The sequence below is a fragment of the Streptomyces argenteolus genome (genome assembly GCF_042902585.1).
In the GTDB taxonomy this organism is placed as follows: domain Bacteria; phylum Actinomycetota; class Actinomycetes; order Streptomycetales; family Streptomycetaceae; genus Streptomyces; species Streptomyces argenteolus.
In genome coordinates this window covers 773,703-794,314 of sequence record NZ_JBIBEG010000001.1, presented here as the reverse complement: position 1 = coordinate 794,314, position 20,612 = coordinate 773,703, and the positions used below count along the sequence as shown (strand labels likewise).

Sequence of the window (20,612 nt, the reverse complement as noted above, 5' to 3'; positions counted from 1 at the left end):
GAGCGCCCCCGCGACCTGGGCCCCCGGCCCCAAAGACGGGCCCAACCTGCCGCACCACGGCCCTCGTTCAGAAGACGGGCCCGATGCCTTGGGGGGACGCGGCGGCTGGAACGGCCCTGAACCCACGGGGCAGGGGGGCCGCGGTTCCAACTCCGCTCGCCTGCACGGTGGTCGGTGCCGTGGAACCATGCGCGGAAGCGCCTGGTGGACGACGTGCGGCGGGAGGACGGCGTCGAGGTCGCGGAGGCCGGCCGGCCCGCCGCCCGCGGCGCCGGGCCGCCCCTCGGCCTTCCGGTGCGACCCCCGACGCCGGGGCCGGGGACGTGATCAGGACCGCCTCCGGTCCCTCTTCTCCGCCCCGCGCCCGCGAGGCCACCTGCGGCGCGCCGGGAAGCGCGACCCCGGCAAGGGCGGCGGCCCGCGGCCGGGACGGGGCTTCTTTTTGGGCGCGGCCCCCGCCGGTTTGGGTCCGGGGGCCCAAGACGGCTCGCCTGTGCGGTGGTTAGCGTCGTGGGTATGTCTGGTCCGGGGGTTGTGCGTCGTCGGTTACGCCGTTGGTCGCGGGGGAGTGTGCCGCGGACGAGGGTGCGTCTGCTCGGGTTGCGCCGGTCGCGCGGCGGTGAGCGTGGTCAGGGCGCGGTCGAGTATCTGGGTCTGGTCCTGGTGGTCGCGGCGATCGTCGGTGCCCTGGTGGCCACCGGGATCGGCGCCGAGCTGACCGAGAAGATCAGCGCCCAGGTCTGCCGGATCGGCGGTGGCGGCGGGTGCGGTGACGGTGGCGGCGGGGACACGGACGTGACCGCGGGCGATCCGGCCGGTGAGGGTGACCCGGCCTCGGACGACGGTGCGCCGAAGTCGCAGACGCAGATCGATTACGACGCCGCGCTGAAGGAGCTCCAGGACGCGCAGAAGGCGGAGAAGGACAGCTCCGACAAGGCGGTGGAGGCCGCGAAGGAGCTGGCGAAGATCCTGGCGGAGGAGCTGGGGATCACCGACGCCCTGGACTGCATCACCAAGGGCGACATGGGCGCCTGCACCGAGACGTTGATCAATGTGCTGCTGAGTCTGGTCGGTGGCGCGGTCGGGAAGCTCGCGGCGAAGTACGGGGCGCCGTGGAAGTGGAAGAAGGCCGCCGAGCTGATCAAGAAGCTCAAGAAGCACGGTGGGGACCTCTACGACGGCCTGAAGAACCTGATCAAGAACCGTAAGAAGGTCAAGGACGCCGAGAAGAAGCTCGCGGACGCGCAGAAGAAGCTCGACGCGGAGAAGAAGGACCCACCCAAGAAGGACGACAAGCCGCAGACCTGCCCGGTCAGTCACAGCTTCCCGCCCGGCACCCCGGTGCTCGTCGCGGACGGCAGGCGGGTTCCCATCGAGTCCCTGCGGGCCGGGGACACGGTGGTCGCCACCGATCCGGTGCGCGGAGTCTCCGCCGTACGCCAGGTGACGGAGACCTTCACCACCTACGACGACAAGCACTTCACCCGGCTGAGCACCTCGGCCGGCCGGATCACGGCCACCGACACCCACCCCTTCTGGCTGAACGGCCGGCAGGACTGGGTGGACGCCGGTGACATCGTGACGGGTGACCGTCTCCGGCTTCCCGACGGCAGGTCGCTCATGGTGACGGGCGTCTCCCGCTCCACGGAGCGGCAGACCACGCACGACCTCTCGGTCGACGGCATCCACGCGTACTACGTCGGCATCGGCACCGCCGGCGTGCTGGTGCACAACAACGACTGCGAGTTCGAGACCGACCCGAACGTCAAGGGACCCGCGGCCGGCAAGAAGCTCAAGCCGCCGCACCCGAGGCACACCGTGGCCGGTGCGAGGAACGGCATGGTGAAGGAGAAGAACACCGTCATCCTCAAGGGCAACGAGGCCGACGTCACGAACGACATCAAGGGCATCGCGGAGGGCAAGGGCAAGCTCGTCGACAACGGCAGCGCCTACGAGATCAACGGGCGCAAGTACGGCGTGGAGGAGAACGGCCGGACCTTCCCGATCTCCGGCAAGGGGCTCGTGGAACTGGACAGGAACGAGTACGCGGCGCTCAAGGAGATCGCCAAGGCGGGCGGCAAGACGGATTCACCCGCTTTGACAAGGAACCCGCGCTTTGCCGACCATCCTGAGGTGGTGGAGAAGGCCAAGAAGGTTTACGACGGGACCTATTCATGACCGCGAGCTACACGTTCCTGACCGTGCACCGGCCCGCGCCGCACCTCATGGCGGCGGCGCTGGCCGGAGCCCTCGGTCTCCCGGCGGCCGGAGTGGACGTCGCCGACGAGGACACCGGGCAGGCGGACGACAGGAACTGGGACGCCCCGGTCCTCTGCACGTACCGCGCCGTGGCCGGAGACCTGGCGCTCGCCTGGGACGTCTCCGCCTCGGACGCGGTGGCGGCGCCGCCGGGCGAGGCGGAGGCGGCCCCGCGGCTCGCCGACGCACTCGCCACGACGGTCCTGTACCCCGCGCGGGAGAAGGCCCCTTCGGCGTACTGGGCGGTGGGTCCGGACGGGACGCTCACCCGGGCGCGCCTGCTGGAGGGGGAGGGGGACGAGGAGCGTCCGGTCCTCGTGGTCGACGCGGTCGAGGCCCCCATGGACCAGCTCCCGTCGGCCCGCGTCGAGGTGCTGGCCGAGATCCTGCGCGAGCAGCAGGTGGAGACCCCGGTCGCCGACGCCTACGCGGCGGCGCGGGACCCGCACGGCCGCGCGCCCGCCGTCGGCACCGTGAACCGGGCGCGCGAGGCACTGCTGCTCTGGGAACGCCTTGTGCGCCGGATCGACGCCGGCTGGTCGCCGGGCGGTCGCTACTCCGCCGAGCTGTACGTCGAGGATCTGCGCACCCGCGACCGCCTGGCCGAGCTGGCCGAGGCCGCGGGCCCCGAACGGGGGCCGGTGCGCCAGGCGCTGGAGGAGCTGGACGAGCTGTTCCGGCACGGCACCGAGGACGACTCCGGCGCGCTGCTCGGCCGCCTCACCCGCTCGGGCTCCGCCGTCGCCGACCGGGGCTGGTGGTGGCACCGGCGCCCGGTCGAGCTGCCGTGGGACGACTGACGGGGCGCCACGGCCGGGGTCCGTACGCCTGACCCGTCACCCCCGTGCGGGCGGCAGCGGTTCCGGCGGCGAGGGAGCGGTACGCCCACGAAGGCGGCCGTTGAGCACCAGGTGCGCCGCGACTCCGAACACCAGCCCCCAGAAGGCCGAGCCGATGCCGAACAGGGTGACGCCGGACGCCGTGGCCAGGAAGGTGATCAGGGCGGCCTCGCGGTCCTTCTCCTCTCGCACCGCGCCCGTCAGGCCGCCCGACAGCGCGCCGAGGAGCGCGACTCCGGCCAGGGCGGCGACCAGCTCCTTCGGGAGGCCGGCGAAGAACGCCACCAGCGTGGAGCCGAACGCCCCCACCACCAGGTACACGGCACCGCAGGCGACCCCCGCGACATAGCGGCGCCGGGGATCGCGGTGCGCCTCCGGCCCCGTGCAGATCGCGGCGGTGATGGCCGCGAGGTTCACCGCGTGCGAGCCGAACGGGGCGAGCACCGCCGAGACCAGACCGGTGGAGCCGACCAGCAGCCGGTCGTCGGGGCGGTAACCGGACGCCGCCAGGACACCGATGCCGGGCGCGTTCTGCGAGGCCAGCGTCGCCAGCGTCAGGGGGACAGCGATGCCGACCAGCGAGGCGACCGAGAAGGCGGGCGCCGTGAACACCGGCTGCACCAGGCCCACATGGTCCAGCCGCACGTGCAGCTTCGCACTGGCCGCGCTGCACACCACACCGGCGGCCAGCGCCAGGAGGACGGCGTACCGCGGGAGCCACCGCCTGCCCAGCAGATAGGCCAGCAGCACGGATCCGGCGATGACCGGGGTGTGCTCCAGCGAGGTGAAGACGTCCGCGCCGAACGAGAAGAGGATGCCCGCGAGCATCGCGGAGACCACCGCCCCCGGCACGAGCCGCATCAGCCGTCCGAAGATCCCGGTCACCCCGATCAGGGCGATGACGAGGCCGGACACCACGAAGGCGCCGATGACCTCGCCGTACGCGTACGAGCCGATGCTGGTGACCAGCAGCGCGGCGCCCGGCGTGGACCAGGCGGTGACGACCGGCATGCGGGTCCGCAGGCTGAGGCCGATACAGGTCAGCCCGCTGCCGATCGAGATCGCCCAGATCCAGGAACCGGTCTGCCCGGCGTCCAGATGCCCGGCCCGCGCGGCGGCGAGCACGATGACCAGCGGACCGGAGTAGGACACGACGACCGCGACCACGCCGGCGAGCACGGCGGAGAGGGACAGGTCGCGGACCAGCCGTGGCCGTGGGGCGGGCGCACCGGAGGGAGGCCGCTCCGCGCGTTCCTCCGCCGTCGGTACCGATGAACCGGCCATCCGCTCTTGTCCTTCCTCCGCAGCTCACGTCCGCCGTACGGCTCGCACGGACGCCCGAAACCCTCGCACGAGGTGCCGCACCCGCTCCGCCGGGTCCGGCACCCGAGACGGCGGGCTGCAGGTTCAGGCAGGGCGAAGGGCCCGTGGTTGGGCCCCTGGACCCAAGACGGGCAGCCGCGCGGAACTTAGCGTCTCCGCAGCAAGTGATCGACGCCCGTCCCGGCGCTCCCCCCACGGCGCCGGGCCGGGCCGCCAACGGAAGGTGGACCCGCGTGCCAACGGCTGAACAACTGTCGATGACCGACGAGGAGTCCCTGCTGCTCCAGCAAGGACTGATGGAGTGGTGCGGTCCGGCCCGGTGCACGGAGGAGTTCGCCGTGGCCATGGGCTTCGACAGCGCGCAGGACGTCGGCCGTCGCGGCATGTCGATCCGCAGCGCCCTCGCGGAGAGGGAGTCCCTGGACCCCCTGGACTGGGCGCGGGCCCTGCTGGCGACCGAACTCGCCTTCGCCAGCGACGTGGTCGGCTCCGGCTACGAGTGGTCCACCACGACCGGCTGGGCCGACGACGTCACGTTACGCGTCCTGCGCTCGGCGCAGCTGAAGCTGATCCGCACCGTCGCCCCGCTCGTGGGCCGGGGACTCGGTACCCGGCTCACCCCGCACACCGAGGTACTGCGAGCGGGCGGGCCGCCCCCGCCCCGCCCGGCCTGGTGACCGGGCCCGGCCCCGCCGATGCGGTGACCGGCTTCCCGCCCGCCCGTCCGTCCCGGTGACCGGGGCCCCGCCGATTCGGTGACGACCGCGCCCGCCCGGCTGAGCGGCCGATGCCGCTCCGGGCGCACCCGGCCCGCTGACCGCCCCGACCTCCGGCCCGTCGCCCCGTGCCGCACCCGCCCGTCGCGCCGCACCGGACGCCCTGCGCCTCACCCGGTTTGGTGGCCGGTGCCAGGGCGGGCAGATAATCGGCCGCATGCCCGATCAGCAGACGCGCTCCCGCCCGGCGGCGCCCGCACCCCGCAGCGCCCGGCACCGCGTCACGGACCGGCTCGCCGCCGCCGCGCCCGCGCTGGGCGCCTACGCGGCGGTCCGGGCCGTCGGGCTCCTCGTCCTCTGGGCGGCAGCCTCGGTCGCCGGGAAGGACGCCCTGCACCTGCTGGGCGGGCGCTGGGACTCCGTCTGGTACCAGCGGATCGCCGAACACGGCTACGGGTACACCGTCACCCTCCCCGACGGCGCCATCCACCCCGACCTGGCCTTCTTCCCGCTCCTGCCCGCCCTGGAACGCGGCATCGCCGCGCTCAGCCCCCTCACCGCCGAAGGCGCGGGGATCGCCGTCGCCTGGCTGGCGGGGCTCGCCGCCGCCTGGGGGATCCACGCCGTCGGAGCGCGGCTCCACGGACGGCGCGCCGGGGTACTGCTGGCCGCACTGTGGGGGGCGTACCCGACGGCGTTCGTGCAGTCGATGGCCTACACCGAGAGCCTCTTCACCGCGCTCGCCGCCTGGTCCCTGTACGCGGTGCTCCAGGGCCGCTGGATCGCCGCGGGCGCGCTGTGCGTGCTCGCCGGACTCACGCGCCCCTCGGCTGCGGCGCTCATCGCGGCGCTCGCCGTCACCGCCGCCGCCGTCCTCGTGCGCGCGTACCGGCAGGGGGAGAGCAAGGTCCTGCGGCGCCACGCGCGCATGCTGCTGGGTGTCTGCCTGGCCCCGCTGGGCTGGCTGGCGTACGTGGTGTACGTCGGCGTGCGGCAGGACAGCCCTCTCGCCTACTTCGAGGTGCAGGCCCAGTGGGGCAACAGCATCGACGGAGGCCGGGCGCTGGCCGCCTTCGTCATCGGCCTGCCCCCGCCGGCCGCCCTGGGCCTGTGCGCCGCCCTGGCGCTGCTGGGATGGCTGGTGGTCCTGTGCGTGCGGCAGCGGCAGCCGCTCCCCGTGCTCGTGTACGGCATCGGGATCGTCGTCGTCTCGCTCATCGGCTCCGGCTACTTCGGCTCACGCCCACGGCTGATGATGCCCGCCTTCCCCCTGCTCCTGCCGCCGGCCGTCGCACTCGCGGGGCTGCGGACGACAGCGCGCACCGGCGCGGTCGTCGCCGTCGCGGCCCTCGCCTCCGCCGGGTACGGCGCGTGGACGCTGCTGGGACCGGGACCGCCGTGAGTTGGGCCCACGGGCCCACGCGCCCGGGGCATCCCGGTTGTTAGCGTGCGTATCCGGTGCACAGCGGGTCGGGAGCGGTGAGCGATGAGGGTACGGAGCACTGTCGTGGCGGCGAGCGCGCTCGTCCTCTGCCTGGCGGCCACCGGCTGCGGCCCGGACGACGGCGGGAGCGACAAGGGCAGCGGCAAGAAGGCCGCTGCCTCGCAGACGCCGGACCCTGGTTCCGGCGCCACGACCGGCGCGGGCAGCCCGTCGCCCACGCCTCCCAGCAGCGGCAGGACGCTCACCGAGGCCGAGCTCGCCGAGGTGGCCCTGACCACGGGCGAGCTCCCCGGCTACGAGATCGCCCCGCTGGAGGGCGCCGACGAGCGCGGCACCGAGGAGTCCCGGGACGAGGACTGCCGGCCGCTCACCGCGATCATCAACGGCTCTCCCGAACCGGCCCCGGCGGCCACCGTCTTCCGTACGGCGATGGACACGACGGAGGAGGGCGAGGACGACCAGACCGTCGTCACCGAGATCCTCACCTCCCACCCGGCGGGCGGAGCCGAGGAACTGCTGCGCTCGGTCCGGGACGCCGTGCGGGACTGCGCGGGCGGGTTCCGGACGACGAGTGCGGACGGGCCTTCGACCTACACCAGCGTCAAGACGCTGCCCGCGCCCCGGGCCGGCCAGGAGTCGTTCGCCTACCAGGTGACGGGCAGCCTGTCGGGGGAGAAGGTGCCGCTGGTCTTCCACCTCGTGCGGACCGGCTCCACCGTCGTCACCTTCTACGCGGCCAACTTCCTGACGGCGCTCACCCCGGAGGTCCCGGCCGCGCTCGTCACGGCTCAGGCGGCGAAGCTTCCGTGACCGGGCCCGTCACCGCGCAGGCGGCGACACTTCCGTGACCGGGCCCGCGCCCGTCACCGTGCCGGCGGCGACACTTCCGTGACGGCCGCGGAGACCCGCACCCGGGTGCCCGGCCGCAGGCCCCACCGCTCCATCTCACCGGCCGCCGACTCCACCACGTGGCGGGCGCGGAGCCTGGGCAGGCCGAGGCGCCCCGGCTTCATCGTGCGGACCGCCAGCACGTTGAACTTCCGGTCCAGGTAGGCCACATCGATCGCGAACCGCATCCGGAAGGTGTGCACGCTCCCGGCCGGCGTGAGCAGGAGCGCTCCGTCGACCCCGTCCACGCCGAGCAGCCCGCGCGTCCGCGCACGGTACGAGGCGGCGATCCGCAGCGGCACCTCCCGCACGTCCGCACCCGTCCCGACCGTCAGTGTTCCGCTTCCGTCACGCCATTTCCCCATGGGAACCGACCGTAGACCCCCTGACCGCCCTGTGGGTCCGGAAACGGCCCCGCAGTGGGCCCCAGGGCCCAAGACCGCGCCGTACGGGCCGGATTAGGGTCGGCGCCGTGGACGCCACCCTCATCGCGGTCGCCGTGCTCTGGGGCGCCGCCGCCGGACTGCTGCTCCCGCGCGCCGCCTACCGCTTCTCCGTCGCGCCCGGGGAGCCCTGGCGGGACGCCTGTCCGGCCGGGCACCCGTTCACCGGTCCGGCGCGGGGCTGGCTCGGTACGAGCCGGTGCGCGGCCTGCGCCGTGGCCGTTCCCTCGCTTCAGGGCGGCGCGGCCCCGGACCTCCCGGAGGACGGCGTTGCGGTGCTCCCGCCGCCCGTCGGGCGCCGCCGCTACGCCCCCGGCGTCCTCGCCCCGGTCGTCACGGTGCTCGCCTGCACCGCTCTCGCCGCCGCCACCGGGAGCCGGCCCGAGGCCGTGGTCTGGCTGCTGCTGGCGCCCGTCGCCGTGCTCCTCGCCGTCATCGACCGCCGGGTGCACCGGCTGCCCGACCGGCTGACGCTGCCCCTGACGGGCGCGGCCACCGTGCTCCTGGGGTGCGCGGCCCTGCTGCCCGAACACGGCGGGTCCTGGATCTCGGCGGTGCTCGGCGGGGCGGCGCTCGGAGGCTTCTACCTCCTCCTCTTCCTGATCAACCCCACCGGGATGGGCTTCGGCGACGTGAAGCTCGCCCTCGCGCTGGGCGTGGCCCTCGGCTGGTACGGCTGGGCGGTGCTGTGCGCGGGGGGCTTCGCGGGTTTCCTCTTCGGCGCGCTCTACGGGGCGGGTTTGGTGCTGCTGCGCCGGGCGGGCCGCAAGACCGGCATCCCGTTCGGCCCCTTCATGATCGCCGGTGCGCTCGTCGGTCTGCTGTTCGGAGGCCTCGCCGCCTGAGCCTCACCAGGCGCACGGACGTACGGAATATGCGCTCGCGCGAGGCGGCGGGTGGCTGACACCCTTTCCGTATGACCGAACCCTCCGCCCCTCTCGTCCCCTCCTCGCCAGGGCGTCCCCAGGCCTCGTCGGAGGCCCGGTTCGAGGCCCTCGTGGCGGAGGCCGACGCCGCCCCCGTCGACGGCTGGGACTTCTCGTGGTTCGACGGCCGTGCCACCGAGGAGCGCCCCTCGTGGGGTTACGCGCGCTCCCTGGCGGACCGCATGGCGCGTGCCCGCGCCGCGCTCGACCTCGACACCGGTGGCGGCGAGGTCCTGGCCTCCGTGCCCGTGCTGCCGGCGCTGACCGTGGCCACCGAGTCCTGGCCGCCGAACATCGCCCGCGCCACCGCGCTTCTGCACCCGCGCGGCGCCGCCGTCGTCGCGGTGCGGGAGGAATCGCCCCTGCCCTTCGGTGACCGTGCCTTCGACCTGGTCGTCAGCCGCCATCCCGTGACGACCTGCTGGGAGGAGATCGCCCGGGTGCTGGTGCCGGGAGGCGTCTACTTCTCCCAGCAGGTCGGCCCGGCCAGTGTGTTCGAGCTCGTCGAGTACTTCCTCGGCCCGCGTACGGCGCAGGAGCGCGGAGCGCGGGACCCGCAGCGGGCGAGGGCGGCGGCCGAGGCGGCCGGGCTTGAGGTGACGGATCTGCGCGCCGAGCGGCTGCGCGTGGAGTTCCGGGACATCGGTGCCGTCGTCCACTTCCTGCGCAAGGTCATCTGGATGGTGCCGGGATTCACCGTCGCCGGCCACCTGCCCCGACTGCGCTCCCTCCACCGGCTGATCGAGACGGAGGGCCCGTTCGTCGCGCACAGCTCCCGGTTCCTGATCGAGGCGCGCAAACCGGACGACCCGTCAACACCCCTACGCTGAAGCGGGATTCACAGGAGCCGGATGCAACGGCATCCCCTGCCCCTCCGTCCTACCCATGAGTAGTGCGACCCTGGTGCTCGAGCGCACAACGAAGGAGCAGGTCATGTCGGTGGGAAGGGAAATGCCGGGCGACGAGATCAGCCCGCCGGTGGGCCGCCCGCGTCACGGGAAGGCCGACTGGCTCACGGGCGCGCGGATCACCGCCGTCCAGGGGCTGTTCTACCGCCCCGAGGGCCGCGCCGGGGAGCCGGAAGCCGTCGAATTCGTCCTGGACGGCGGGCAGTCCGTGCTGCTGACCTGCGCCTCCGACCACACGCTGAACATCACCTCCGGTGCCTGGCCCGGCCTCCCCGACTGGTGCGTTCCGGCCGGCCAGTGGCAGTTCGAGCAGCTGGACCGCCTGCCCCCGCCCCCCTACGGCGGAGTGTGGACGGTCATCGGCACCCAGGAGCTGCGCGACGACCACGGCGAGGTGTGCGAGGCGGTGATCCGCTGCGAGAACGGCGACTTCGTCGTCAACGGCGGGGACACCGTGGGCATCCGCTTCGTACGCGGCTGAACCGCCGGGGCCCCGGCCCCTCGGGGCTGTCCCGTGATCCCTGGCGGGCGCACCACGACAGCTACGGCACCTCGCCGCGTTGCCGGAACGCCCGGACACATCCCGTACGCGGACGTCCCTCCGCCTCGCGACGCCCCGCATCCGACGCCGCGCGCTGATCCACCAGGGATCACGGGACAGCCCTCAGGCGTGGCCGCCCACCGTCACCGCCCCCACCGTCAGCTCCGCCGTCCCCTCCAGCACCTCGCCGAGCCGCGCCACCCGCCGCTCCAGCTCCCGGACCCGGCCCCCGCCCAGCGCGGCCAGGGGCTCCACCGTCACCGCGATCCGCTTCCCCGAACGGCGCTGGTGCCAGACCCCCGCGACCGTGCCGTCCACCAGCAGCACCGGGAAGTTGCCCGCCTGACCACCCGCCAGCGCGCGGTCGCCCGCCGCACCGGGGAAGAGCCGGTCCCTGGGCATGGAGGCGATGGCGAACGCGTCGAAGTAGGGGAGCAGCCGCACGCCCCGTGGCCCCGACCGCGGGAAAGCGGTGTCGCCCGCCGCCACCCAGGCCGCCCCGACGCCCTCGAAGGTGACCTCCTCGATCGCTCCCGCCGCCGCCAGGCCCTCGAAGAGCTGCCCGGCCCAGCCACGGGGCGCCCCGAGCCACCTGGCGAAGTGGGCGGGGGTGGCGGGCCCGTACGCGTGCAGATAGCGCCGGACGAGGGCGTGCGTGGCCTGCGGGCCGGGCAGCGGGACGGTTCCGGGATTGGTGTACGTGGCCTTCCTGCCCCGGTTCGGCGCGTAGCGGAGGACGCCACGGTGGCCCGCCAGGTGCAGCGCCTGGCGCCAGCGGGGCCACATCCCCTGGAAGGCGGGCATCACCGGGTCGCCCGCCCAGGGGCCCGTGCGGGCGATCACCTCGTCGGAGAGCTCGTCGACGGTGAGTTCGGCCCCGGTCAGCGCCTCGGCCACGGCCGTCACGACCGCCTCGACCTGCTCGGGTGTCATCCGCGCGTCCCCGGGGAGACGGGCCGCCTCCCCGGGCACCGCCGACAGGGCCCCGGTCCACATCGGGAGCTCCGCGGCGGGCAGCAGGTGCACGGTGCCGCGCGGGCCGAACGTCTTGACCAGGCTCCGGTCGGTCCACAGAGCCGAGCGCACCTCCGCGCGCGTCACCCCGGGGGCGCGGACCCCGACGGCCAGCTCGGCCGCCGACAGCACCTGTGCGTGCGCCCCGAGCATCGCGGCGACGGCCTCCGTGACGCCGAGGGCGGGCGAGCCGCTCCCGCCGAGCGACTGGCGGTCCAGCCGCCTGGCGTTCGCCTGGGACCAGGTCACCGTGGTCGTACGGGTTCGTGTCGTCATGACGCGGAATCTAGGACTCCTACAGGACGGAATCTGTCCTGTAGGAGGGGCCGGAGCGTGCCCGCAGCGCATTCCGGTGAATCCGGAGAGTAGTTGTTGAGTGGCGTGGCACGCAGCATCACTTACGAAGGGTTATGGTGGAAACCCCCCCTCGGGCCGGTCCGTAACCCCCCCCCCACGGACCGGCCCGTTTTTTGTGCCCGGGTCGTGCGGGGGATGTGTGGGCCCTGTGAGCCCCCGCCCCACAGGCCCCGGTGAACCCGCCCCGCAGGCTCCTCCGACCCGCCCCGCAGCCCGTTGGGGCGAGGCCCTGGGCGCCTCCGCAGGCCCGGCTCAGCCCCGGTTCGCCCAGATGTTGGTGCTCGCGGTGTCCACGGCGAAGGTGTCGATCTCCTCCAGCTCGGCCGCGGTCAGCGCGGGCGCGGCCAGTGCGGCCACGTTCTCCTCCAGCTGCTCCACACGCGACGCACCGATCAGGGCGGACGTCATCCGGCTGTCGCGCAGCACCCAGTTGAGCGCCAGCTGGGCGAGTGACTGTCCGCGACCCCGGGCGATGTCGTTCAGCCCGCGCAGCCGGCGCACCATCTCGCCGGACAGCAGCTCCGGGTCCAGCGACTTGCCCTGACTGGCGCGCGACCCCTCGGGGATGCCCGCGAGGTACTTGTCCGTGAGCAGGCCCTGGGCGAGCGGCGCGAAGGAGATGCAGCCCATGCCGGCGGACTCCAGCGCGTCGAGCAGCCCGTCCGACTCCACCCAGCGGTTGACCATCGAGTAGGACGGCTGGTGGATGAGGGCGGGGACGCCCATCTCGCGGAGGATGCGGGCCGCCTCGGCGGTCTGCACCGCGTTGTAGGAGGACACGCCCACGTAGAGCGCCTTGCCCTGGCGCACGGCCGAGGCGAGCGCGCCCATCGTCTCCTCCAGCGGCGTGTCCGGGTCGAAGCGGTGGGAGTAGAAGATGTCGACGTGGTCGAGGCCCATCCGCCGCAGCGAGGCGTCGAGCGAGGACAGCAGGTACTTGCGGGACCCCCATTCCCCGTACGGGCCGGGGTGCATCCGGTAGCCCGCCTTGGTCGAGACGAGAATCTCGTCCCGGTAGGGGGCGAAGTCCTGGCGGAAGAGCTTGCCGAAGTTCAGCTCGGCCGAGCCGGGCGGCGGGCCGTAGTTGTTCGCCAGGTCGAAGTGGGTCACACCCAGGTCGAAGGCACGGCGCAGGATCGCCCGCTGGGAACCGAGTCCGCGGTCGTCGCCGAAGTTGTGCCAGAGGCCCAGCGAGACGGCCGGCAGCTTGAGCCCGCTGCGGCCGGTACGGCGGTACTCCATGGAGTCGTAGCGCGACGCGTCGGGGAGGTAGGAGAGGGAATCAGTCACGTTTCACTCCTTATCACGGACTTGTGACAGGCCGGGTTGGGCCCCCGTGACCCGTCCGCAGTAATGTGGCCGCTTCGGGACCTGCCGGTCCGCGGCGCGTGAGAGCGGTGCGCGAACCGCGCGGCGATCCCCCGGGGGGCGGCCCCGGACCCCCGTCGAGGGGGAGGGCGGGCCTTCGGCCCGTACGGAACCGAGAGGGTGAACTCAGTGAACTTGCGCGACCTGGTGTACGGGCTCTACGCACGCCGGGTGGAAGGCCGCCTGGATCACGCTCAGGTGCCCAAGCACATCGGAGTCATCCTCGACGGCAACCGGCGGTGGGCGAAGGCGTCCGGCGGCTCGGCCGTCGAGGGGCACCAGGCGGGGGCGGACAAGATCTCCGAGCTGCTCGGCTGGTGCAGCGAGACCGACGTCGAGGTCGTCACCCTCTGGCTGCTGTCCACGGACAACTTCGACCGGCCCGAGGCCGAGCTCATCCCGCTGCTCGGCATCATCGAGAACACGGTGCGCCAGCTGGCCGCCGACGGGCGCTGGCGGGTCCACCACGTCGGCACGCTCGACCTGCTGCCCGCACGGACCCAGACCGTCCTCAAGGAGGCGGAGGAGGCCACCGCCGGGATCGACGGGATAATCGTCAACGTCGCCGTCGGCTACGGCGGCCGGCAGGAGATCGCGGACGCGGTGCGCTCGCTGCTCCTGGAGCACTCGGCCAAGGGCACGACCTTCGAGGAGCTCGCCGAGGTCGTCTCCACGGACCTGATCTCCGAGCACCTCTACACCCGTGGCCAGCCCGACCCGGACCTCGTGATCCGCACCAGCGGCGAGCAGCGCCTCTCGGGCTTCATGCTCTGGCAGAGCGCCCACTCGGAGTACTACTTCTGCGAGGTCTTCTGGCCGGCGTTCCGCAAGGTCGACTTCCTGCGCGCCCTGCGTGACTACGCGGCGCGTCACCGGCGCTACGGGGCCTGACGGCGCGGGCGGGCACCCGTCCGGGACGCCAGGGCGGGGAGGGGCCGGAGGGCCGGCCGGGCGCAGCTTGTCGCAGGCCGGGGCATGGCTTCGCGTGTTCGAGGGAATACAGCTCTCAGGTCGACGTCCGGTCGGTAACCAGGCGGACGTCGCAACCAAGTGAGCGGCACCCAGCCCGCTCGCCCGGGAGGCCCTTTGCACACGAAGGACCGCACGACGTGCGGCCGACGCGGAGGGCCGGCGTTCGGCCCGCGCACGGGGCCCGAACCCGGTCCGTCCTCTCCCTTCGGGAAGTTCCGCGACCTCCGTCGCACTCCCCGACCTCGTCCGAGGGGGTACGTCCTTCCGTGGTGACCAGCATCAAGCGCCGCATGCCCGACCGGCGCACCTATGTTCTCGACACCAGCGTCCTGCTGGCCGACCCCAACGCCATGGCCCGCTTCGACGAGCACGAAGTCGTGCTGCCGATCGTCGTGGTCACGGAGCTGGAGGCCAAGCGGCACCACCCGGAGCTCGGATACTTCGCCCGTCAGGCCCTGCGCCTGCTGGACGACTTCCGCGTCCGGTACGGCCGGCTGGACGCCCCGATCCCGCTCGGGGACCTGGGCGGTTCGCTCCGTGTCGAACTCAACCATTCCGACCCCGGCGTACTGCCCGCCGGCTACCGGTTGGGGGACAACGACTCACGGATTCTCGCGGTCGCGCGCAATCTCCAGGCCGAGGGGTACGACGTCACGGTCGTCTCCAAGGACCTGCCGCTCCGGATCAAGGCGTCCTCGGTCGGCCTCCTGGCCGAGGAGTACCGTGCCGAACTCGCCATCACCGACTCCGGCTGGACCGGGATGTCGGAGCTCTCCCTCGCGGCCGAACAGGTCGACCTCCTCTTCGCCGAGGAGACCCTGTACGTCCCCGAGGCGGCCGAGTACCCCGTGCACACCGGGCTGGTCCTCCAGTCCGAGCGCGGCAAGGCGCTCGGCAGGGTCACGGCCGAGGGCAACGTCCGTCTCGTACGCGGGGACCGGGAGGCCTTCGGCATCCACGGCCGCAGCGCCGAGCAGCGCATCGCGCTCGACCTGCTCCTCGACCCGGACGTCGGGATCGTGTCCATGGGAGGCCGGGCGGGCACCGGCAAGTCGGCCCTCGCGCTCTGCGCGGGCCTGGAAGCGGTGCTGGAGCGCCGTCAGCACAAGAAGGTGATGGTCTTCCGGCCGTTGTACGCGGTCGGCGGGCAGGAGCTCGGCTATCTCCCCGGCAGCGAGGCCGAGAAGATGAGCCCCTGGGCGCAGGCGGTCTTCGACACCCTGTCGGCCGTCGCGGGGCGCGAGGTCATCGAAGAGGTGCTGGGGCGCGGGATGCTGGAGGTCCTGCCGCTCACCCACATCCGGGGCCGCTCGCTCCACGACGCGTTCGTGATCGTGGACGAGGCCCAGTCCCTGGAGCGGAACGTCCTGCTGACCGTGTTGTCCCGGATCGGGGCGAATTCGCGGGTCGTGCTCACGCACGACGTGGCACAGCGGGACAACCTCAGGGTCGGCCGGTACGACGGAGTCGTCGCCGTGGTCGAGAAGCTGAAGGGGCATCCGCTCTTCGCGCACGTCACCCTGACCCGGTCGGAGCGCTCGCAGATCGCCGCTCTCGTGACCGAAATGCTGGAGGACGGCCACATCTGACCCTGAACATCCGATAGATGCCGCCCGGCGAGCCAAGGAGCTTAGCCGGGCGGCATCGTGTCGCGCCGTCATTTCCGAAAATGTTGTGCGCCAAACGGGGTGTGAGCTTTCACACGCAACACAGAATTGCAACAGGCCGTGTCCGTCCGGCAGAGTCTTGCTTCCGTCAGGCCCCGCATACGGCACTCGGGCACCTCCGAAGGCGCCCCGCACCACACAACTCAACAATCGCCGTCCGTATGCCGCCCGCGAGCACCACGCGGCGCTTCCGCGAGGAAGCCGCCCACCGGGCCCGTGCCTCCCGTGACCCATGCAGTAGGGAGGCCAGTGTCAGGGGCACGATTGCGCCCGCGAGGTCACCTAAGCGGGCGATGCTGGAAGGACACCGTGTGAGCCGGATCTCGGTCCGGGGGTTCGCCGTGGCATCTGCCACCGCGGTCACCACCGTAGGCGCCGTCGTAGGCGTTGCGTCGGGCAGCACCCCCGCTGTCGACGACAACAACTTCGAGGCGGCCGCAGCCGACACCACGCTGCTCGCAGACATCCCCGCGGGCCAGCAGGCCCAGGTGCAGACCGCTTCACTGACGCAGCAGGCCGATGCCCAGGCATCCGCGGCCGACGCGGCGGCGAAGAAGTCGGCCGAGGAGACGGCCCGCATCCAGGCCGCCAAGGACGCCAAGTCGAAGAAGCAGGCGGCCGAGGACAAGCTGGAGGCGGAGCGCGAGGCCAAGGAAGAGGCCGAGCGCGCGAGCCGCAGCTCCGTCCGCGACGCCTCCACGTTCTCGGCCCAGAGCTCCTACAGCGTCGCCGAGGTCCAGGCCATGGCGCGGGCCATGATGCCGGCCGACCAGTTCCAGTGCTTCAGCAACATCGTGGAGCGCGAGTCGGGCTGGAACTACAAGGCGACCAACCCGTCCTCCGGCGCCTACGGCATCATGCAGGCGCTGCCCGGCTCCAAGATGGCGTCGGCGGGTGCGGACTGGCAGACCAACCCGGCCACCCAGATCAAGTGGGGCCTCAGCTACATGAACAGCGACCGCTACGGCAGCCCGTGCGCCGCCTGGTCGTTCTGGCAGGCCAACCACTGGTACTAGGACCCCGCGAGGTTCCGCTCTCAACTCCGGGAAGCCCCGCACCGTCTCCTACGGTGCGGGGCTTCCCGCGTGTACGGTCGGACCCGGAAAGCTCCGGGGGCGTGCGGGGAGCGGATGGGGGAAGGAAAAAATCCATGTCAAAACTTCCGGGGTGGCTCGGTCGGCTGGGCGCCGAACTCACCGAGATCGGGGCGCGCCTGGAAGAACGGCGCGCCGAGGACGAGCGCCGTGCCGACGCCGACGCGGCCAAGGACGTGTCCTCCTCGACGCTGTCCACCGTCGTCGCCGAGCGGGTGCCGGCCCCGCCCTCCTACGCCCCCTCGGTCGCCGCGCGGCCCGAACCGGTGGCCGCGATCCCCTGGGGGATGCGCGTCGCGGCCGAGGCCGGATGGCGGCTGCTGGTCCTGGCGGGCACCCTCTGGGTGCTGATGCGGATCATCAGCGCCGTACAGCTGGTCGTCCTCGCCTTCGCCGCCGCGATGCTGGTGACGGCGATGCTCCAGCCGACGGTCGTGCGGCTGAGGAGGCTGGGGCTGCCGCGCGGGCTGGCGACCGCGGTCACCGCGGTGCTCGGGTTCGTCGTCATGGGCCTGGTCGGCTGGTTCGTCGTATGGCAGGTGATGGACAATCTGGACACGCTCTCCGACCGGGTACGCGACGGCATCGACGAGCTGAAGCGCTGGCTCCTGGACAGCCCGTTCCACGTCACCGAGTCGCAGATCAACGACATCGCGAAGAACCTCAGCGACACCATCGGCACCAACACCGAGGAGATCACCTCCGCCGGGCTCCAGGGCGTCACGGTGATGGTGGAGGTGCTCACCGGGCTGCTGCTTGCGATGTTCTCGACGCTCTTCCTGCTGTACGACGGCAAGCGGATCTGGCTGTGGGTCCTCAAGCTGGTGCCCTCGCAGGCCCGTCCGGGCGTCGCGGGAGCCGGGCCGCGCGCGTGGCGGACGCTGACCGCCTACGTGCGGGGCACGGTGATCGTCGCCCTGATCGACGCGATCTTCATCGGGCTGGGGATCTACTTCCTCGACGTGCCGATGGCGGTCCCCCTCGCCGTGTTCATCTTCCTCTTCGCCTTCATCCCGCTGGTCGGCGCCGTGATCTCCGGCGCCCTCGCCGTGGTCGTCGCGCTCGTCACCCAGGGCGTGTTCACCGCGCTGATGGTGCTGATCGTCGTGCTCGCGGTGCAGCAGATCGAGGGCCACATCCTCCAGCCGTTCATCCTCGGCAGGGCCGTGCGCGTCCATCCGCTGGCGGTCGTCCTCTCCGTCGCCGCGGGCGGCATGGTGGCGGGCATCGGCGGCGCGGTGGTCGCCGTACCGCTGGTCGCGGTGACCAACACGGTCGTCGGCTATCTGCGCTCGTACGGGCAGCACGGCTCGTCCAACCTCCACGGCCCCGGCCCGCACGGCGCCACGGCCCTCTCGGCCGTGCCGCCCACGGCGCCTCCGCGCCCGGCCGACGAGCCGGCGGAAAGCCGGGACCGGCCGGAACCGGAGGCCGGACCCGGGACGTGACCCGGCGGAGGTTCCGAGCCGAGCGGCACCAAGGCTCCGCCGGGGGGTCGTGAGCGGCGGCCCGGGGGAGCGGAGCGGAAGGGCACACGGGAAAGGGCCCCGGGGACGGTCGGTCGTCCTCGGGGCCCTTCTCGTACAAAGGTACTGCGGGCTGCTACTCGGCGAGCACGGCCTCGGCTTCGAGGGTCACGCCGACCGCCTGGATCACCGAAGCGATCTTGACGGCTTCCTGGATGGTCTCACGGTCCACGCCGGCCTTGCGCAGCACCTGCTCGTGCGAGTCCAGGCACTGGCCGCAGCCGTTGATGGCGGAGACGGCGAGCGACCACAGCTCGAAGTCGACCTTCTCCACGCCAGGCTTGCCGATGACGTTCATCCGCAGGCCGGCACGGAGGTTCCCGTACTCGGGGTCCGACAGCAGGTGCCGGGTGCGGTAGAAGACGTTGTTCATCGCCATGATCGCCGCTGCCGACTTCGCCGCGGTGTACGCCTCGGCGGAGAGGTTGGCCTTGGCCTCCGGCTCCAGCTCGCGCAGCACCTTCGGCGAGCGCGAGGCGATCGCGCAGGCCAGGACGGTGCCCCACAGCTGCTGCTGGGGGAGCTCGCTGTTGCCGATGACCGAACCGAGGTTCAGCTTCAGGTCCTTGGCGAAGTCCGGTATGGCGGACTTCAGTTCATCGAGTGCCATGGGGTATCAGCTCACTCGCCCGAGAGGAGGGCGACCGGGTCGAGGGTGTTCTCGCCCTTGGTCCAGTTGCAGGGGCACAGCTCGTCGGTCTGCAGGGCGTCGAGGACCCGCAGGACCTCCTTGGGGTTACGGCCCACGGAACCGGCGGTCACCATCGTGAACTGGATCTCGTTGTTCTGGTCGACGATGAAGACGGCGCGCTGGGCGAAGCCGTCCTCGCCCTCGATGCCGAGGTCACGCATGAGCTCGTGCTTCGAGTCGGCCAGCATCGGGAAGGGCAGGTCGGTCAGGTCCGGGTGGTCCTTGCGCCAGGCGTGGTGCACGAACTCGGAGTCACCGGAGAAGCCGAGGATCTGCGCGTCGCGGTCGGCGAACTCGTCGTTCAGCTTGCCGAAGGCGGCGATCTCCGTGGGGCACACGAAGGTGAAGTCCTTCGGCCACGCGAAGACGATCTTCCACTGACCCTCGTAGGTCTTGTGGTTGATCTGCTCGAACTCCTTGCCGCTCTCCAGCGACACGCAAGCGGTCAGGTCGAACTCGGGGAACTTGTCACCGACAGTGAGCACGCGCACTCCTTGCTGCGTAGGAAATCCCCTTTTGAGGGCGTTCCTGGGGGTTGGACAGTCCCCACCTTGGCACACAGTGCATTGATCACGGAAATAGCTACACTTGGTCCGGATGATCGGAGGTGCCTATCAGTGGCGTACGTCAATCAGACGATGAGGGGCAAGCAGCCCAGTCTCTCGCAGCTGCGCGCCTTCGAGGCCGTGGCGGAACATCTGCACTTCCGGGACGCCGCGGCGGCAATCGGGATGAGTCAGCCGGCACTCTCCGGAGCGGTGTCCGCGCTGGAGGTGGCACTGGGTGTCCAGCTCATCGAGCGTACGACGCGCAAGGTGCTGCTCACCCCCGCGGGGGAGCGGCTCGCGGTGCGGAGCCGGGTGGTGCTGGAGGCGCTCGGTGAGCTGATGGAGGAGGCCGAGGCGGTGCGCGCGCCGTTCACCGGGATACTCCGGCTCGGGGTGATCCCCACGGTCGCGCCCTATCTGCTGCCCGCGGTGCTCAGGCTCGTCCACGAGCGCTACCCGGAGCTGGACCTCCAGGTCCACGAGGAGCAGACCTCCTCGCTGCTGGACGGGCTCGCGGCCGGGCGCCTCGATCTGCTGCTGCTCGCCGTGCCGCTCGGAGTGCCCGGGGTCACGGAACTCCCCCTGTTCGACGAGGACTTCGTGCTCGTCATGGAGAAGGAGCACCGCCTCGCCGGGGCCACCGGCCTGCCGCGCGAGGCGCTGCGCGATCTGCCGCTGCTGCTGCTCGACGAGGGGCACTGCCTGCGCGACCAGGCGCTGGACATCTGCCGGGAGGCGGGGCGCACGCAGGGCGCCCCGGTGACGACGACCGCCGCCGGGCTCTCCACCCTGGTGCAGCTCGTCGCGGGCGGGCTCGGGGTGACCCTGCTGCCGCGCACGGCGGTGACGGTGGAGACCGGTCGCAACGAGGCCCTGTCCACAGGCTGCTTCAGCGACCCCGCACCGTCCCGGCGCGTGGCGCTGGCGGTGCGGACGGGCTCGGCGCGGCACGAGGAGTTCGAGGAGCTCGCGACCGCGCTGCGGGGCGCGCTGGCGACGCTGCCGGTGCGGTTGTACGCGCAGGGGTGAGCGCGCACCGCGCCGGCGCCGCACGCGGAGGGGTGGGCCCGTACGCCGCCGGGCCCACC

19 protein-coding genes are annotated in these 20,612 nt (G+C 72.4%); 13 read left to right on the top strand and 6 right to left on the bottom strand.

Translation table 11 applies throughout. The features are described from left to right. Nucleotides 1-570: 570 nt before the first annotated feature. Nucleotides 571-2,178, top strand: coding sequence for a polymorphic toxin-type HINT domain-containing protein (locus tag ACFY8O_RS03480; protein ID WP_387898400.1), 1,608 nt, complete (start codon nt 571-573; stop codon nt 2,176-2,178). Then, nucleotides 2,175-3,059 carry a hypothetical protein gene (locus ACFY8O_RS03475; protein ID WP_387898397.1) on the top strand — a complete coding sequence of 295 codons (885 nt, stop codon included), beginning with the start codon at nt 2,175-2,177 and terminating at the stop codon, nt 3,057-3,059. Before ACFY8O_RS03480 ends, ACFY8O_RS03475 begins: the two co-directional genes overlap by 4 nt. A gap of 36 nt (nt 3,060-3,095) precedes the next feature. Here ACFY8O_RS03475 and ACFY8O_RS03470 read toward each other — a convergent pair whose 3' ends face one another. After that, entirely contained in the window at nt 3,096-4,382 is a 1,287-nt protein-coding gene (locus ACFY8O_RS03470; protein ID WP_387898394.1) for a benzoate/H(+) symporter BenE family transporter, read from the bottom strand. Nucleotides 4,383-4,654: 272 nt separating this feature from the next. Between ACFY8O_RS03470 and ACFY8O_RS03465 the strand changes: the two genes are divergently transcribed. The 3 genes from ACFY8O_RS03465 to ACFY8O_RS03455 all read left to right on the top strand — a co-directional run bounded on the left by ACFY8O_RS03465 (nt 4,655) and on the right by ACFY8O_RS03455 (nt 7,391). After that, entirely contained in the window at nt 4,655-5,098 is a 444-nt protein-coding gene (locus ACFY8O_RS03465) for a hypothetical protein (protein WP_387898391.1), read from the top strand. A 256-nt stretch (nt 5,099-5,354) separates the two neighbouring features. Next, nucleotides 5,355-6,539 carry a hypothetical protein gene (locus ACFY8O_RS03460; RefSeq protein ID WP_387898388.1) on the top strand — a complete coding sequence of 395 codons (1,185 nt, stop codon included), beginning with the start codon at nt 5,355-5,357 and terminating at the stop codon, nt 6,537-6,539. Between the two features lie 84 nt (nt 6,540-6,623). Continuing rightward, nucleotides 6,624-7,391 carry a hypothetical protein gene (locus tag ACFY8O_RS03455; RefSeq protein ID WP_387898385.1) on the top strand — a complete coding sequence of 256 codons (768 nt, stop codon included), beginning with the start codon at nt 6,624-6,626 and terminating at the stop codon, nt 7,389-7,391. A 53-nt stretch (nt 7,392-7,444) separates the two neighbouring features. Here the strand turns inward: ACFY8O_RS03455 and ACFY8O_RS03450 are convergent, their stop codons facing one another. Beyond that, on the bottom strand, nt 7,445-7,834 hold the full coding sequence (locus ACFY8O_RS03450) for a DUF192 domain-containing protein (protein WP_387898382.1): 390 nt from the start codon (nt 7,832-7,834) through the stop codon (nt 7,445-7,447). 107 nt (nt 7,835-7,941) lie between these two features. Here ACFY8O_RS03450 and ACFY8O_RS03445 point away from each other — a divergent pair, with 107 nt between their 5' ends. The 3 genes from ACFY8O_RS03445 (at nt 7,942) to ACFY8O_RS03435 (ending at nt 10,227) form a co-directional block, all read left to right on the top strand. Then, complete coding sequence (locus tag ACFY8O_RS03445) at nt 7,942-8,757, top strand: prepilin peptidase (RefSeq protein ID WP_387898380.1); 816 nt, start codon at nt 7,942-7,944, stop codon at nt 8,755-8,757. 71 nt (nt 8,758-8,828) lie between these two features. After that, nucleotides 8,829-9,668 carry a methyltransferase domain-containing protein gene (locus ACFY8O_RS03440; protein WP_387898378.1) on the top strand — a complete coding sequence of 280 codons (840 nt, stop codon included), beginning with the start codon at nt 8,829-8,831 and terminating at the stop codon, nt 9,666-9,668. Between the two features lie 103 nt (nt 9,669-9,771). Continuing rightward, the gene (locus tag ACFY8O_RS03435; RefSeq protein ID WP_145804788.1) at nt 9,772-10,227 is read left to right on the top strand and encodes a hypothetical protein; all 456 of its coding nucleotides are present in this window, start codon (nt 9,772-9,774) and stop codon (nt 10,225-10,227) included. Between the two features lie 183 nt (nt 10,228-10,410). Here ACFY8O_RS03435 and ACFY8O_RS03430 read toward each other — a convergent pair whose 3' ends face one another. After that, nucleotides 10,411-11,577: a winged helix DNA-binding domain-containing protein gene (locus tag ACFY8O_RS03430; RefSeq protein ID WP_387898375.1), complete on the bottom strand. Its 1,167-nt coding sequence runs from the start codon at nt 11,575-11,577 to the stop codon at nt 10,411-10,413. 333 nt (nt 11,578-11,910) lie between these two features. After that, nucleotides 11,911-12,948, bottom strand: coding sequence for an L-glyceraldehyde 3-phosphate reductase (gene mgrA / locus ACFY8O_RS03425; RefSeq protein ID WP_387898373.1), 1,038 nt, complete (start codon nt 12,946-12,948; stop codon nt 11,911-11,913). Nucleotides 12,949-13,155: 207 nt separating this feature from the next. On the opposite strand from mgrA, the gene ACFY8O_RS03420 reads away from it, so the two are divergent. From ACFY8O_RS03420 to ACFY8O_RS03405, 4 genes are all read left to right on the top strand, one after another. Then, entirely contained in the window at nt 13,156-13,917 is a 762-nt protein-coding gene (locus ACFY8O_RS03420) for an isoprenyl transferase (RefSeq protein WP_387899544.1), read from the top strand. Between the two features lie 347 nt (nt 13,918-14,264). Further along, nucleotides 14,265-15,587: a PhoH family protein gene (locus tag ACFY8O_RS03415; protein ID WP_145803633.1), complete on the top strand. Its 1,323-nt coding sequence runs from the start codon at nt 14,265-14,267 to the stop codon at nt 15,585-15,587. 389 nt (nt 15,588-15,976) lie between these two features. After that, nucleotides 15,977-16,681, top strand: a complete 705-nt coding sequence (locus ACFY8O_RS03410; RefSeq protein WP_145803631.1) for an aggregation-promoting factor C-terminal-like domain-containing protein — start codon at nt 15,977-15,979, stop codon at nt 16,679-16,681. 134 nt (nt 16,682-16,815) lie between these two features. Then, nucleotides 16,816-18,207: an AI-2E family transporter gene (locus ACFY8O_RS03405; RefSeq protein ID WP_145803629.1), complete on the top strand. Its 1,392-nt coding sequence runs from the start codon at nt 16,816-16,818 to the stop codon at nt 18,205-18,207. 154 nt (nt 18,208-18,361) lie between these two features. On the opposite strand, the gene ACFY8O_RS03400 is transcribed toward ACFY8O_RS03405, so the two are convergent. Both ACFY8O_RS03400 and ACFY8O_RS03395 read right to left on the bottom strand, forming a co-directional pair. Then, complete coding sequence (locus ACFY8O_RS03400) at nt 18,362-18,895, bottom strand: alkyl hydroperoxide reductase (RefSeq protein ID WP_073744727.1); 534 nt, start codon at nt 18,893-18,895, stop codon at nt 18,362-18,364. Between the two features lie 11 nt (nt 18,896-18,906). Further along, a complete protein-coding gene (locus ACFY8O_RS03395; RefSeq protein ID WP_018100933.1) occupies nt 18,907-19,461 on the bottom strand; it encodes a peroxiredoxin in 555 nt (184 codons plus the stop codon). A 153-nt stretch (nt 19,462-19,614) separates the two neighbouring features. On the opposite strand from ACFY8O_RS03395, the gene ACFY8O_RS03390 reads away from it, so the two are divergent. Beyond that, entirely contained in the window at nt 19,615-20,553 is a 939-nt protein-coding gene (locus ACFY8O_RS03390; RefSeq protein ID WP_387899541.1) for a hydrogen peroxide-inducible genes activator, read from the top strand. Nucleotides 20,554-20,612: the final 59 nt, after the last annotated feature.

Coding starts and splice junctions, on each gene's coding strand:
- ACFY8O_RS03475 (WP_387898397.1), top strand. CDS start 2,175: ATGACCGCGAGCTACACGTTCCTGACCGTGCACCGGCCCGCGCCGCAC.
- ACFY8O_RS03470 (WP_387898394.1), bottom strand. CDS start 4,382: ATGGCCGGTTCATCGGTACCGACGGCGGAGGAACGCGCGGAGCGGCCT.
- ACFY8O_RS03460 (WP_387898388.1), top strand. CDS start 5,355: ATGCCCGATCAGCAGACGCGCTCCCGCCCGGCGGCGCCCGCACCCCGC.
- ACFY8O_RS03455 (WP_387898385.1), top strand. CDS start 6,624: ATGAGGGTACGGAGCACTGTCGTGGCGGCGAGCGCGCTCGTCCTCTGC.
- ACFY8O_RS03450 (WP_387898382.1), bottom strand. CDS start 7,834: ATGGGGAAATGGCGTGACGGAAGCGGAACACTGACGGTCGGGACGGGT.
- ACFY8O_RS03440 (WP_387898378.1), top strand. CDS start 8,829: ATGACCGAACCCTCCGCCCCTCTCGTCCCCTCCTCGCCAGGGCGTCCC.
- ACFY8O_RS03435 (WP_145804788.1), top strand. CDS start 9,772: ATGTCGGTGGGAAGGGAAATGCCGGGCGACGAGATCAGCCCGCCGGTG.
- ACFY8O_RS03430 (WP_387898375.1), bottom strand. CDS start 11,577: ATGACGACACGAACCCGTACGACCACGGTGACCTGGTCCCAGGCGAAC.
- ACFY8O_RS03405 (WP_145803629.1), top strand. CDS start 16,816: ATGTCAAAACTTCCGGGGTGGCTCGGTCGGCTGGGCGCCGAACTCACC.
- ACFY8O_RS03400 (WP_073744727.1), bottom strand. CDS start 18,895: ATGGCACTCGATGAACTGAAGTCCGCCATACCGGACTTCGCCAAGGAC.
- ACFY8O_RS03390 (WP_387899541.1), top strand. CDS start 19,615: ATGAGGGGCAAGCAGCCCAGTCTCTCGCAGCTGCGCGCCTTCGAGGCC.